Raw genomic sequence first — 13,550 nt, 5'->3', positions numbered from 1 at the left:
CGGTAGGTATTTCTGGTATAGACCGACCCACGTGCCGTCGTTGCGGATGCGTTCGAGCGTGCCGTTGACGAAACGGACGAGATCGTCGTTGCCCTTGGGGATGCCGATGCCGTACGGCTCCTCGCTGATGCTGCCGCCGACCAATTCGGTGTACGGGTCCTGCGCGGCCAGGCCGGCGAGGACGGCGTCGTCGGTGCTGACCGCGTCCACCTGGCGCTGCTGCAGCACGACCAGGCAGTCGGCCCAGCTGGGTACGGTGAGGATGGTCGCGGCGGGCTGATGGCGGCGGATGTGCTCCAGCGACGTGGTGCCGGAAACGATGCAGACCCGTCGGCCTGCGAGATCGGCCAGACCGCGGATCCCGGAGTTCTTCACCGCGAGCACGCGCTGGTTCGCGTGCAGATAGACGGTGGAGAAGGCGACCTTCTCGCGGCGCTCGCAGTTGATCGTCATGGTCTTGGCGACCAGGTCGACGGTGCGATTCTGCAACGCCGTCTCGCGCTCGGCGGAGCCCAGGCTGCGGAACTCGATCAGGTCCGGGCTGCCGAGCAGGTCGCGGGCCACCTCCCTGGCGATGTCGGCGTCGAAGCCGACGATGGCACCGGAGACCGGGTCGCGGTAGCTGAACAGATTGCTGCCGGTGTCCAGGCCGACCAGCAGCCGGCCACGCGCCCGGATCGCGTCGATCGTCGGGCCGCGCGCGGCGCTCCCCGATCCCGTCGGGCGCAGGCTGGCGGTCGGGTCTCCACATCGCGGCGTGCCCGGAGGCGGCGGAACGGGAGAATCGGTGAATACCGGAACGGCTTTGGCGGGCAGCGGCGGATCGGTGTAGACGGGACTCTTGCTGGGCGCGGGCGCGCCTGCATCGCCCGTACAGCCGCTCGCCAGTGCGGCCACGACGAAGACGGCCAGAATCCCGCGTGCGGATCTCATCGGTACTCCCGAAGCCGGGGCCACATGCCGAGTCCGACATAGCATGCCGCCAGAATGCCGAGCACCATCGCTCCGGCGCCCAGGAAGTCCAGCACGCGCGCCGCTTGGGAGATCCTGTCGCGCAGGGTGTCCCTGGTCGCGGTGATACCTTGCTCGAGCGAACGGTCCAGCGCCTCCACCTGCACGGTGGCGTCCGCGGCGCCGGGTCCGGTCGCCACCACGGCCGCGCTGTTGAAATCACCCTTGGCCAGCGCGTCGTTCATGCGCTGATGCGCCACCCGCCAGCGCGCCAGCGCCGGAACGGCGTTGCGCACCTCACCCGCCGCAGGCGCGGAAGCGGGGTAGTTGCCGAGCAGATCGGCCAGCCGCTCGATGTCCGCGTCGTAGGTGCGGTCGTAGTCGCCGGTGGCGTCCCGGCGCACCAGTTTCAGTGTTTCCGCGGCGCGCGCCTGCTGCGCCAGGATGCGGCTCTCGGTCAGCCGGGAGGCGGGCACCGCGCCGTCGTCGCGGGCGCTGATCATCGACGTCGCCGACACCGAGCCCGCGATCACCGTCCACGCCAGCAGGATCAGCATGGCCGCCGAGGCGAGCAGCAGGCCCGGATTGAGCACGCGCCGCCAGCGGCGCGCCAGATCCCGCTGCGCCCAGACCAGCACGCCGAGGGTGAGGATCAGCAGGCCGATCGCCGACCACGGCGGGCGCACGTGGTTGCGCTGCGCGGCGGTCACCGCCGCCGAGCGATGGTTGTGTAATTCCTCGGCCATCGGTAGGAGCGTCGTCTGCATCTGGTTGGACGCCTCACTCAAATACGCGGCCCCGACCGGATATCCGCTGCGATTGTTCGTTCGTGCGGTTTCCACCAGACCCGAGTACACCGGCAAGCCGGTAACTATGCCGGTGCGAAGCCGGGCATCCGAATCCATCGCCCCGTTCGGCCCGACGGCACGGTCGGATTGGGTCACCAACTCCGCGGCCGCCTCGCCCATGGCTTGGGTGTAGCGGTCGCGCACCGCCTGCGGTTCCAGGCCGCCCGCGATGAAGGCGGTGCTGGCGGCGGCGTCGGCGATCGACAGCGAGGTGTAGAGCCGGTGCGCCGAGTGCGCGTCCGGCTCGGTGTCGTAGAGCAGCACGTCCAGGCCCTGCTGCCGGTCGCCCACCGTCGCCGCGGTCATCGAACCCGCCGCCAGGCACAGGCCGATGAGCAGCAGGCCGAGCGCGATCAGGCGCCCCGGTGAGGAATTGGCGAACGAACGCAGGTTGGCCAGGTCGAGTCGTTCGCGCACCACCGCGACGCTCAGCCCGCCCGGAATGTCCCGACCGGCGGGCTCGGGCGCGGACGACGGCCGGAGTTCGGCCGTCGTCGGCTCGGAGCTAGCCATGTCCACCTCCCCAGTTTGGGCCGCCTGCGCGGATTTCTCGACGGCTGGACCGAGAATCCGATCGACCCGTGCGTGTTGGTGCGGAGTTTATTGTGGTCGTACGGGCGCCGCGGCGTGTGAAACACCCCCGGTTGGGAGGAAACGGGGTGGGGCACTGTCGTAGCAGGACGAGGATGGGTACGAGATGCGTGGTGACGGTGACGGTTGGTCGCGTGGCCCCGACGGATTGCGGCACTGGGGTCGCTTCGGCGCCGCCGGACTTCTCCTGCGCGCTCCGCTCGGCGGCGGCCGTTCGGCGGTGCTGCTGCAGCACCGCGCGCCCTGGAGTCATCAGGGCGGCACCTGGGCGCTGCCCGGCGGGGCGCGCGACAGCCACGAGACGCCCGTGCACGCGGCGGTCCGCGAGGCATGGGAGGAGACGGGCATCGATCCCGCCGACGTCCGGGTGCGCGGCGAGCGGGTGACGGCCTCGGCCCCGAGCGGCTGGACCTACACGACCGTGGTCGCCGACGCGGCGATGACTCTCCCGACCACCGGCAATCGCGAGAGCACCGAGTTGGCCTGGGTTCCCGAGGACGAGGTGGCGGCCCGTCCGCTGCACCCCGGCTTTGCCGCGTCCTGGCCGGCTCTGCGCGCCGCGCCCGCCCGGGTGCTGCTCGCCGAGATCGGCGACGACCGCGCGGTGGCCGCCGCGCTGCCGCGCACGCTCGACCTCGCCGACCTCGGTTTCGTCTGGCTGCATTCGGATCCGGCCGGGCCGGGCGATTACGCCAGGATCGTCGACGAGCCGGGCACGCACGCGCCGGAGCCGGCGTCGAACGGGAACACGGCGGTGGAGACCGCGCTCTCGTTCACCCGCGGGCAGCTGCTTTCCTGACCGCGGCGTTCACGCGTTCGCCAGCAGCGCCGTCTTCAGCTCGCGTGCCGCGGCTTCCGGATCGCGCGCCTCGGTGATCGCGCGCACCACCACGACCCGCTCGGCCCCGGCCTCCAGCAGTTGCGCGATCGCGCCGACCGGCCCGGAAGCGCCGGGCGGCACCACTGCGAGTTTCACCGCCTCCGCGGCCGCGGCGACCCCGCCGAGGCGGGCACCCACCTGTCCGAGCACGGCGGCCAGTTCGTCGGCGGACGCGGCGAAACTGCGGGCGGACGCCTGGGCGGCGTCGGCGGCGGCGCCCTTCCACTCGGCCGAGTCCATCACGCGATCGACTCCGCCGCGGGTGAGCGGGAACGACGTGGTGAGCGCCCCGGCCACCTCGAGCCAGGTCGTCGACGCGCGCAGCACCTGCGCGGCGTCGATCTGCTGCGCCTTCGCGTATATCTCCTCGTGCCGCAGGGACTCGAAATGCTCCATCGAGTTGATGTAGGTGGGATCGGAGCCGGTCATCGGGGCAACCTCGTCCGCACCGCGCGCAGGGCCGCCGCGCCGGCGGCGTCGGCCTCCTCGAACAGTCCTCCGCTGATCAAGAACGCTTCCTTCATGCGGTAGGCCGCTTCGATGTAGTGGTCGAGCAGCGCCGCCGCGTCGCGCGCCTTGTGACCGAAACCGGCCTGCAACTGCTGCGCGGAGACGAACCCACCGAAACCATCTAGCTCCGCGGCGGATTCGAGGCGTTGCTGCAAGTGGATCAGCCGATCGGCCTGACGCTCGTACATGTCGGCGCACTGCCGCGCCGCCGCCGGATCGAACTGGACGCTCCCGGCCCGCGCGGCCTCCTTGAATCGCGCGATATCGGCTCGGCTGGTCTCGATCGTCATCGCTCACCCCTGAGATCGGTCGGTCCGCCCAAGACTAACCGGAAGCCGAGCGCCGGGGCAGCAATAGTCCGCGGCAATGGCTGCGAAACGCGCTAAATCGGGATGCGCTTTTGCAATTGGATGGCGATCTGCTCAGTGGACGCGGGGGCGATGCGCACTTCCTCGCCCGCTTTGATCAGGTATCGTCCGTCGTTCCGCACGTCGATCCAGGTGTAGTGGATCGGCGGGGGAGGGGTAGGACGATCCAGCCGCGGTTCGATTCTGATGTGTCCCTCGGCGGTATGCGGCTCGAGCAGCAGCTTGCGGATCCGCGGCGCCGCCTGTTGGCGCGCGGGCACGGTCTCCTGGTCGCGGACCGCGTCACCGGAGGCGACCCGGGCGGGTTCGCGCCCCGCGGGGGTCTTCGGCAGCAGCGCCGCGATCCGGCGGCCGAGCTTGGCGCTGTGCCCGATCGAGATACGCACGCGCCCACCGAAATCCGGGCTCGCGCCGGGCTCCTGCACCGCGAGCACGGCGCGGTCGTAGATGGCGGCGGCCAGCAGTCGCAGTTCGCTGCCCGGCTGATGCGCGCCCCCGATCGCCACGATCCTGGTGTGCGGCTTGGCCAGAATGCGCAGGCAGGCCGAGAGGTCGGGGTCGGAACTCAGCGGCAGCCGCTCGGCGAGGGCGATGCGCAACTTCTCCGCCTCGTCCTCGGTGCGGGGCGTCTCCAGGATGCGCAGGGGGTAGGGATGGCGATCCAGGTCCGTTTCGCGCCAGATGTGGGCGAACTCGTCCGGAGTGAAGGTCCATTCCACGGCCGCATCACATCCTCACGAACCCGCCGATGCTGCTCGTAGCCTAGCGGTTCCGGCGCCGGGACCGCAGATCTCCCACGCGCCCGCCGCACAACGTTGTCCGGTGCTACCGGTATCCAGCCTGGAAAACAGTGATTTCGTGATGGTGTCGCGCTCGACCGACCCCTTCGATTCTGCTGAAATATTTGAAAGGGTTCGGGGACGCACAGGGGGCGAAGTGCGAGCCCCCGCACGGCAACAGTACGGCCGAGATCTGCCGAGGAGGATTGCGGTGCACACCAGGACGCGGCGCGTGGGCGCGGGAATCGGTTTGCTGTTCTTCGGGGGCGGCCTCGTCTGGGCCGCGGCGGCGCCCGCCGCCGCCGAACCGACCGGCTGCTACGTCGACCGCGGCGTCACCGATGCGGCCGCTCTGTGCCACAGCGGCGAGGGCGCGTCGGTGCTGGAGGCCGAGTGCTTCGGCTTGGTCCTGCCGTCGGTGCGGTCCGGGCCGGTGCTGGGCTACTACAGCGGCTTCGAGTCGAAGGAGACGCCGGTCGGCAAGCCGATGCGCGTCACATGCATGGCCGACGGCGCAGTGGGGATCGCCACTCTCGCGTTCGTCGTCCCGGCGGCCTGACGGAACGGCTGCACAGGGCCGTGTTCCGCCGCGGTCAACTGGGCCGGGCCTCCAGCAGGTTGTCCGGAGAGGCCGTCGGCACGCACCGGGTCAGCGTGAAGCCGTGGCGGGCGAGGAACTCGCGGTACTCGGCCTCGGTCCGTTCCCGGCCGCCCGCGTTGACCAGCATCTCCAGGTCGATGAATTTGCTGGGGTGCGGCGCGGTGTGCTCGGGGACGACCAGTTCGATGATCAGCAACCGGGCGTCGGGGGCCATGGCCGCGCGCAGCGTGCGCAGGATTCGCGCCGCGTCCGGTTCGGCCCAGTCGTGCAGGATGTGCTTGAGGATGTAGGCGTCGCCGCCTTCGGGGACGCTGTCGAAGAACGAACCGCTGCGTACCGCGCAGCGTTCGGCGAGGCCCAGCTCGGCCAGCCGGGCGGGCGCCGCGGCCACCACCTCGGGCAGGTCGAACAGGATGCCCCGCGATCGTGGCGCACGGCGCAGGATTTCGGTGAGCAGCGTCCCCTCGCCGCCGCCGACGTCGACCAAGGTCTCGTAGCGGCCGAAATCGTAGGCGGCGAACAGCGGCTCCATCGCCAGGGTGCTGATGCTGGTCATCGCGCGATCGAACAGGTCGCCCAATTCGCGGTCGTGCTGGACGTATTCGAAGAACGGCATCCCGTCCAGCTTCTCGCCGACGGGCTCGCCGGTGCGCACGGCCTCGACCAGGTGCGACCAGTGGTTGCGATGGCCGGGCGAACCGAAGAACAGCACCGCGTCGCGCAACGACACCTCCGCGTCACGGCGCAGGGCACGCGCCATCGGCGTCAGCGCGTAGCGTCCGTCCCGCCGCTGGGTGAAGATGCCATGACTGATCAGCAGCCGCAGCAACCGTCGCAATGCGTCCTCGTCGGCGCCGACGGCCGCCGCGAGCTCCGCGCCCGACCGCGGGCCCGCCGCGAGTTCGTCGGCTACCCCGAGCGCCGCGGCGGCATGGATGGCCTGGGTGATCCAGCCCGCGGCGATCAGCTCCATCAGCGCGACGTGTCCCGGCACCAGCTTGCGGAACGCGACGGCCAGCGCGGCGCGCACCGATTCGACGGTCCGTACCAGCGGCAGCGGAGGGATTCTCGGTCGGTCGGACGCCACGGCACTCCATCCGTCGAAGGTCGGCACTCTGCGCTTGTCTAGGAGGGTACGTCGCGACCGGATTCGCTGCGCTGTTTCTCTCGCTCGGCCGCCGTGGCGAGGTAGTCGCCGAGTTCGCGGCGCAGCGTGACATCCAGCGAGCGGGCGAGCGTGGCGTGGACCGAGGCCACGGCCAGCTCGCGCATCTTGTTGAGCATCGTTGTGGTGTCGGCGATCTCGCTGCTGGTGTCGGGCATCCAGCCCGGGCCGTGCTCGTCGATGATGTGCTGTTTGGCGGCCGTGATCATGATGTGGGTGATGTCATCGATCCGGTCGGCCACCTTGGCGTAGATCTCCACGAGCGTGCGCAGTTCCAGGCCGTACTCGTGCAGTTCGGCGAACGAGGTGAGCAGCTGGGTGTCGGTGAACACCACCGTGTCGCCTTCCAGCCGGACCAGCTTCATCTCGCGCAGCCGGTCGACCAGTTCGTCGGCCTCGGCGCCGAGGATGGTGCCGATCAGCTCGCGGGGCACCTCGAAGGTCTCGTCCTTGGCCCAGGACGCGGTGACGGCGTGTTGCAGGCCGAGCACCTCGGTCAGGTCCTTGCCGGTCTCCCAGCTGGTGATGAAGTCGGCGATGTGCGCGGTGGTGAAGCCGCGTTGCAGCAGCGCGTCGATCAAACGCAGCCGCTCCAGGTGCGCGTCGTCGTAGATGCTGGCCCGGCCGTCCTTGCCGACCGGGGGCGGCAGCAGACCCCGTTCCTGGTAGGCGCGCACATTGCGGGTGGTGGTGCCCGCGGCGCGCGCGAGGTCATCGATCCGGTACTCCGGCGTCGACCTCACCTCCCTCGCTGACCACGGCGCCGATGGACCGGCGGCGCACTGCTGAATCCCTGCGGACCGAGTCTATCGTCCGCACCGCCGGCTCCACGGCACCTAGCAAACCGGTGCGACCCGTGGTCGCCGCTGGTCGGCGGTCGATTCGACCACCAGGTAGTCGTCCAGCTCCACTGTGCGCAGCTGGTGGACGTACTGGGTGGCGAACCCCGGATACATGGTGGCGTTGAAGCCGTCCTCGGTGAGGTACCAGCTGCGGCAGCCCGAGTTCCAGGTGGTGGCCGACAGCCTGCGCTGGATGGCGGCGTTGTAGCGGTCCTGCCGATCCTGCCGCACGTCCAGCATTCGCAGCCCCCGGTCCAGGATGATGCCGATCGCGCCGACCAGATAGTCGATCTGGGCTTCCATGTAGACCAGCGCCGAGTTGTGCCCCGGCCCGGAATTGGGTCCGAACGTGAGATACAGGTTGGGATAGCCGGAGACCGCGACGCTCTTGTAGGCGTAGGCCCCACGCGACCATTCCTCCGCGAGGACCCGGCCGTCGCGTCCGACCACCGGAATGGGCGTCCCGGCCTTGGAGACGTCGAATCCGGTAGCGAAGACGATGCAGTCCGCCTGGTGCTCGATGCCTTCCGCGGTGCGGATGCCGTGCTCGGAGATCCGGGCGATCGGCCAGGTGATCAGCTTGCAATTGTCCCGCTGCAGGGCGGGGTAGTAGTCGTCGGTCATCAGCAGGCGTTTGCAGCCGGCCCGGAAGTCCGGGGTGAGCTGGCGGCGCAGCCAGGGATCCTTGACTTGTCTGCGCAGCTGCGCTTTGCCGACCAGCTCGACCACCCTGGTCAGCGGCGTGTTCCAGACCACGCCAAGCGCCACCGACTCGTGTCCGTAGAACCACGCGCGCCGGGCCAGCTGCTCGGCGGCGGGCACCCGGCGGTAGAGCTCCTTGGTCAGGCCGTTGGTCTGCCGGTTGACGCGCGGCAGCACCCAGCCGGGCGTGCGCTGGAACACCTTCACCGAGGCGGCCTTGTCGACCAGTTCCGGAATTATCTGGACCGCGCTGGCTCCCGTGCCGACGACCGCGACACGCTTACCGGTGAAGTCGTAGTCGTGATCCCAGCGGGCGCTGTGGATCTTGTGGCCCTGATAGGTCTCGATGCCGCGGATGTCCGGGAGGCTGGCGTTGGCCAGCGGTCCGGACGCCAGCACGACGGTGCGGGCGAGTATCGGGTCCGCGTGGCCCTCGATCGAGATCTCCCAGACCCCGGCCTGCTCGTCGAACACGATGCCGGTGACATTGTGCCCGAACCGAAGATGCGGACCGAGCCGGAATTCCGCGGTCATCGCCTCGATGTAGCCGAGGATCTCGTTGCTCCCGGAGTAGGTGCGCGACCAGTTCGGGTTCGGCGCGAAACTGTAGGAGTACAGCCGGGACGGAATATCGCACGCCGCACCCGGATAGGTGTTGTCGCGCCAAGTGCCGCCGACCGCGTCGCCGCGCTCGAAGATCGCGAAATCGTGAATCCCGCGCTGTTTCAGCCGGATGGCCGTGCCGATTCCGGCGAACCCGCCGCCGATGACGGCGACGTCCAAGGTGTGCGTGCTCATCGGGTTCCCTGTCATGCCGCGGGCTCGTAGGTCAGTTCCTTGGACCAGGTCGGGTTGCCGCGCAGCAGCGCCTTCGGCAGCAGACCGGTGATCTTCACCAGCGCGTCGGCCACCACGTGGTAGGGGTGGCCGCGATCGATCACCCAGCCACCGTGCGTCTTCACGATCTGGTACATCGGGAGCCTGCGGGCGAACTCGCTGCGCTCGCCGACATTCGCGTAGCGCTTGAGCGCCCCGTAGAGCTTCTCCTCGTCGACGCCCATCGCGACGATGTTGTCGCGCATCTTGTTCAGCAGCGGCACGTAGCTCAGCACGCCGATGATCAGCGAGGGCTTGGCCCAGCCGCCGACCAGGTCGATGAGCAACTTGCGCATCTCGGCGTGCCCGAGCAGGTCCATCACGGCGAAATCGACGGCCAGGTGCCGGGATTCGTCGGAGTTGATCTTCTTGAACGCCTCCTGGCAGACCGGGTCCTCGATCTCGTCCATGATGAACTTGATCAGCGCGCCGTCCAGCGCGACCTCCAGCATCGGGATCACGGTGCCGAGGAACGACAGCGACATGTCGTCGGAGTACTTGTCCAGGAAGTCGATCACCAGCTTGACGTTCACGTTCGGCTGCGGGATCTCGTCACCGTCGAGCATGCCCCAGCGGCGCATCAGCGCCAGTTCGGCGTTCGCGTGCTTCTGCTCCTCGGCGTGGAAATACCGGTAGATCTCGCGCAGCGTCTCGGTCGGCGCCTTCTTGGCCATCGCCGCGAAGCCGCGCGCGCCGACGTTCTCGATCCACATCAGGTCGGCCATGAACGGCTTGAGCTTGGCGTGCAGTTCGGGCGTGATCGTCTCGGCGCCCGGCGCGTCCCAGTCGATGTCGGCCAGCGCCCACTGGCGGTCCTTGATCTTGCGGAGCATGTCGTCGAAGTCCATCGCGATGGCCATGTCAGACTCCTGTCTTGTCGGTGACCGACGTGCGGTCGGCGGTGGTCGAGTCCTCCTGTGGCAGCAGCCGATCCAGGAGGCCGAGGACGAAGGTGTACTGCGCGGGGAAGTACCGCTTGAGCAGCCAGACGGCGTGCGCGTCCAGTTGGGGGAGCACATAGAGCCGGCCGCGGTCGTGCGCGTCCAGCGCCGTGCGCGCGACGCGCTCGGGGGAGAAACCGGTCCAGCGCATGAGGAAATCGGCCAGCTGCGCCGACTCCCTGGTGATCCGGCCGTCCCGGGCGACGTTCGTGCGGACGAACGTGGGGCACAGCACGGTGACCGCGACGCCGGAGCCGCTCAGCTCGGCGGCCATGGTCTCCGACAGCGACAGCACGCCCGCCTTGGACACGTTGTAGGCGGCCATCGAAGGGGCGGCGGCGAATCCGGCGGCCGAGGCGACGTTGATGATGCCGCCGTGCCCGGCGGCGCGCAGGCGCGGGGCGAAGACCTCGCAGCCGTGCACCACGCCCCACAGGTTGATGCCGAGCGCCCACTGCCAGTCGTCGAAGCCGATGCGGCCCACCGGCTTTCCGCCGATGCCGACGCCCGCGTTGTTGATCACCAGGCTGACCGGGCGCTCGAACAGCGTCTCGGCGAACCGGGCCAGCAGCTCCACGTCTTCGCGCCGTGCGACGTCGCAGCGGAAAGCGTGCGCGGCGCCGGGGTGGGCGCGTTCGATGAGGGCCACCGTCTCGTCGGCGCGCGCCTCATCGATGTCGGCGCAGATCACCCGGCCGCCACGGGCCGCGATCTCCAGCGCGAACGCCCGGCCGATGCCGCTGCCCGCGCCGGTGACCACGGCTCGTGCGCCGTGCGTGCGTTTGGCCCGGCCCAGGGCCACCAGCTTGTCCAATCCGAACATCTCAACTCACCTTTTCCGTGCCGGAGGTAGCGACCAGCGCCGCGCGCAGGAAGTCGGCGGCGCGGGCGAGGGCCTGGTCGGCCTCGGGCACCACCAGGGGAAGGGCCTGGAAGACGTGCAGTTGCCCCGGCCAGACCTCGAGTTCGCAGCTGCCGCCCGCGCGCCGGACCATCTCGCACAGCGCCCGCGCGTCGGCGCCGAGCATCTCGGTGCCGCCCACCTGCACCAGGATCGGCGGCAGGGACAGGCCGTGCGGAACCTCCAGTCGCAGGCGCGGCGCGTCGGCCGGGTGCCCGCTGGTGTAGGACGCGGGCAGCCTGCTCGCCGCGGCGGCGGAGATCAGCGGATCGGTCCGGATGCGTTCCTGCTCGGCGGCCAAGCCGAGGGTCAGGTCGAGCAGCGGGGAGAACATCGCGACCGCCGCGGGCTGGGGCCGCCGCTGCCGGCCGTTCTCGACGAGCAGGTCCAGCGCGAGGTGCCCGCCCGCGGAATCGCACGCGATCACGAGGTCGTGCGCGGCGATGCCACGGCCGAGCAGCCAGCGGTAGCCCGCCTCGACGTCGTCGGCCGCGGCGGGGAACCGGTGTTCGGGCGCGAGGCGGTAGTCGGTGAGGAAGACCGGAAGCCCGGTCTTCGCCGAAAGCCGAGCGGCGAGCGCGCGATGCGTACGGGCCGAGCAGATCACATAGCCGCTGCCGTGGATGTAGTAGACGGCTCGCGTCCCGAACGGCACGCCCGCCGCGCGCACCCATTCGCCGCGCACCGCACCCGAGCGAACCTGCGTGACGGAAGTGCCGGGCGGAACGGGACCACCGACGGCCATCAAGGTGGCGATGAGCTTGCGGGCGAACCAGACACCCGGCGCGTTCATCGGCACCGCGCAGTTGAGCGGACGAAGCGTGAGCCTGGTGGCCGCCGCGGCCACGGTGGCGCGGGTGGAGGGCGCGGCGGGAACGCCGGGGACCGAGGTCCTCGTTGACCTTGTCATGGGTCCAGAATCAGTCATGAATGTGCCAGTTGTCAATGGCACATTTTAAGAAGGCTAATAAGACGGTTAGTGTGAGTTGTGGCGACGGTGGACGACGACGGGATCGCGGCGTCGATGATCGGCGACTTGCAGCCCTATGCGGTGAAGGTGGTCGTCGAGGAATACAACCCTGCGTGGCCCACCTGGTACGCCGAGGAAGAAGCCGCTATACGCGCCGCGCTCGGCGATCTGGCCCTGCGGATCGAGCACACGGGCTCCACGTCGGTTCGCGGTCTCGCGGCGAAGCCGTTGATCGACATCCTGCTGCTCGTTCCGGACGCCGCCGACGAAGCCGCCTATCTACCGGCGCTCGAGGCCGCCGGATACGCCCTGCGAGTTCGGCAACCGGACTGGTATCAGCATCGCTGTCTGGTCGGCCGGGTGGAGAGCGGCGCGCGGCGCAGCGTGAACCTGCACGTGTTCGCACCGGAGTCGGGCGCACCGGAGATCGAGCGGATCCTGGCGTTCCGCGACTGGTTGCGCACGCACGAAGACGACCGGAACTACTACGAGCGGACTAAACGGGAACTGGCCCGGCGTGAATGGAAGTACGTGCAGCACTACGCGAATGCCAAGAGTGAGGTCATCGAGGAGATCCTCGGCCGAGCCCTGCCCGGCTGACGGCGCGACGACCCAGGACGTCGGCGCACGCGTCTGTCCCGGTCAGTACCCTTGCGCGGGATCGATCGGCGCCAGTAGTTCGCGGCCTTCGAGGAACCGCTCGACATTCGCCTCGACGTGATCGGCGAAGGCCGCGATCCGCAGCTGGGGCGGGTTCGAATCATGCGGTGTGACAATGGCGTTGGGCAGCGTCCAGAGCGGGTGCCCCGCCGGGAGCGGCTCCGGGTCGGTGACGTCGAGCGCGGCGCCGCCGATCGCGCCGGAGGCCAGCGCCGTCACCAACGCGTCGGTGTCGACGAGACTGCCGCGCGCGACGTTGACGATCCACGAGGACGGCTTGAGCCGCGCGAGCTCGTCCGCGCCGACGATCCGCCTGGTGGCTGGTGTGGCGGGCGCGGCGAGCACCACGTGATCGGTGTGCGGCCAGACCCGGCCGAGATGGTCGGCGGAGATCGTCTCCACGGACGACGGGATGCCCGGGCCGGAGACCGGACGCCCGCTGCGGTTCACCGCGATGATGTGCGCGCCGAGCGGGACCAGCATCGGGATCAGCGCGCGGCCGATGCCGCCCGCGCCGACGATCGTCACCGTCTTGCCGCGCAGCGTGCCGACGTGCGGGAAGAAGTCCTGTTGCCGCCAGTCCGTCGCGCGCAGGTGCTCGGGCAGGTACCGGACGCCCGCGAGCAGCAGCATCAGCGCGTGCTCGGCCACGCTCGCCGCGAAAGCGCCTGCGGCCGAAGTGAACCGCACGCCGGGATGCCGGGCGATGACGCCCGCGGTGAACCAGTCCTCGACGCCGGCGGCCGGCAACTGCACCCACTCCACACCGGCGGGCAATTCGTCCGGGAACTCGCCGGGGCCGCCGACCCAGATCAGCCCCCGCGCCTCGTCGAGGCCGGAGATCACCGCGCCCGCCTCTACGACGGCCTTCTCCACCAGCGTGGGAGGCGGGTCGGTGGGGCCGATCGCGATCGTTACTGCCGGTCGGTTCATGGACGGACCTCCTTCGGAGCAGTAGGACGTGG

15 protein-coding genes are annotated in these 13,550 nt (G+C 69.8%); 3 read left to right on the top strand and 12 right to left on the bottom strand.

Annotated features, from left to right (window positions below; all coding sequences use genetic code 11):
• Positions 1-933, bottom strand: a 933-nt coding sequence (locus tag HOV91_RS06190) for a glutamate ABC transporter substrate-binding protein (protein WP_174184470.1), incomplete at its 3' end; no start/stop codon positions are given.
• On the bottom strand, positions 930-2,312 hold the full coding sequence (locus HOV91_RS06185; protein ID WP_174184469.1) for a GlnX family signal transduction membrane protein: 1,383 nt from the start codon (positions 2,310-2,312) through the stop codon (positions 930-932). The genes HOV91_RS06185 and HOV91_RS06190, both read right to left, overlap by 4 nt.
• 184 nt (positions 2,313-2,496) lie before the next feature.
• Here HOV91_RS06185 and HOV91_RS06180 point away from each other — a divergent pair, with 184 nt between their 5' ends.
• Positions 2,497-3,189, top strand: a complete 693-nt coding sequence (locus HOV91_RS06180; protein WP_174184468.1) for an NUDIX hydrolase — start codon at positions 2,497-2,499, stop codon at positions 3,187-3,189.
• A 9-nt stretch (positions 3,190-3,198) separates the two neighbouring features.
• Here the strand turns inward: HOV91_RS06180 and HOV91_RS39745 are convergent, their stop codons facing one another.
• The 3 genes from HOV91_RS39745 to HOV91_RS06165 form a co-directional block, all read right to left on the bottom strand.
• Positions 3,199-3,699, bottom strand: coding sequence for a hypothetical protein (locus HOV91_RS39745; RefSeq protein ID WP_246349871.1), 501 nt, complete (start codon positions 3,697-3,699; stop codon positions 3,199-3,201).
• Positions 3,696-4,070, bottom strand: a complete 375-nt coding sequence (locus HOV91_RS06170; protein ID WP_174184467.1) for a hypothetical protein — start codon at positions 4,068-4,070, stop codon at positions 3,696-3,698. The genes HOV91_RS39745 and HOV91_RS06170 overlap by 4 nt, the downstream gene beginning before the upstream one ends.
• Positions 4,071-4,162: 92 nt before the next feature.
• Entirely contained in the window at positions 4,163-4,867 is a 705-nt protein-coding gene (locus HOV91_RS06165) for an ESX secretion-associated protein EspG (RefSeq protein ID WP_174184466.1), read from the bottom strand.
• A gap of 271 nt (positions 4,868-5,138) precedes the next feature.
• On the opposite strand from HOV91_RS06165, the gene HOV91_RS06160 reads away from it, so the two are divergent.
• Entirely contained in the window at positions 5,139-5,486 is a 348-nt protein-coding gene (locus HOV91_RS06160) for a hypothetical protein (RefSeq protein ID WP_174184465.1), read from the top strand.
• A gap of 34 nt (positions 5,487-5,520) precedes the next feature.
• On the opposite strand, the gene HOV91_RS06155 is transcribed toward HOV91_RS06160, so the two are convergent.
• The 6 genes from HOV91_RS06155 to HOV91_RS06130 form a co-directional block, all read right to left on the bottom strand.
• The gene (locus HOV91_RS06155; protein ID WP_174184464.1) at positions 5,521-6,615 is read right to left on the bottom strand and encodes a methyltransferase; all 1,095 of its coding nucleotides are present in this window, start codon (positions 6,613-6,615) and stop codon (positions 5,521-5,523) included.
• A 38-nt stretch (positions 6,616-6,653) separates the two neighbouring features.
• A complete protein-coding gene (locus HOV91_RS06150) occupies positions 6,654-7,436 on the bottom strand; it encodes a MerR family transcriptional regulator (protein ID WP_174184463.1) in 783 nt (260 codons plus the stop codon).
• A gap of 93 nt (positions 7,437-7,529) precedes the next feature.
• On the bottom strand, positions 7,530-9,035 hold the full coding sequence (locus HOV91_RS06145) for a flavin-containing monooxygenase (protein WP_174184462.1): 1,506 nt from the start codon (positions 9,033-9,035) through the stop codon (positions 7,530-7,532).
• 11 nt (positions 9,036-9,046) lie between these two features.
• Positions 9,047-9,967 (bottom strand): ferritin-like domain-containing protein, encoded by a 921-nt coding sequence (locus tag HOV91_RS06140; RefSeq protein ID WP_174184482.1) that lies wholly within the window; start codon positions 9,965-9,967, stop codon positions 9,047-9,049.
• 7 nt (positions 9,968-9,974) lie between these two features.
• Entirely contained in the window at positions 9,975-10,877 is a 903-nt protein-coding gene (locus tag HOV91_RS06135) for an SDR family NAD(P)-dependent oxidoreductase (RefSeq protein ID WP_174184461.1), read from the bottom strand.
• A gap of 1 nt (position 10,878) precedes the next feature.
• The gene (locus HOV91_RS06130; RefSeq protein ID WP_174184460.1) at positions 10,879-11,865 is read right to left on the bottom strand and encodes an alpha/beta hydrolase; all 987 of its coding nucleotides are present in this window, start codon (positions 11,863-11,865) and stop codon (positions 10,879-10,881) included.
• Between the two features lie 78 nt (positions 11,866-11,943).
• Here HOV91_RS06130 and HOV91_RS06125 point away from each other — a divergent pair, with 78 nt between their 5' ends.
• On the top strand, positions 11,944-12,525 hold the full coding sequence (locus HOV91_RS06125) for a GrpB family protein (RefSeq protein WP_217439679.1): 582 nt from the start codon (positions 11,944-11,946) through the stop codon (positions 12,523-12,525).
• Between the two features lie 42 nt (positions 12,526-12,567).
• Here the strand turns inward: HOV91_RS06125 and HOV91_RS06120 are convergent, their stop codons facing one another.
• On the bottom strand, positions 12,568-13,518 hold the full coding sequence (locus HOV91_RS06120) for a D-isomer specific 2-hydroxyacid dehydrogenase family protein (protein WP_174184459.1): 951 nt from the start codon (positions 13,516-13,518) through the stop codon (positions 12,568-12,570).
• Positions 13,519-13,550 lie beyond the last annotated feature (32 nt).

Origin of the sequence: Nocardia barduliensis (genome assembly GCF_013315795.1) — a bacterium.
GTDB classification, from domain to species: Bacteria; Actinomycetota; Actinomycetes; order Mycobacteriales; family Mycobacteriaceae; genus Nocardia; species Nocardia barduliensis.
Note: the sequence above shows the minus strand (reverse complement) of the source record. Positions and strands in the feature narration are given on the sequence as shown.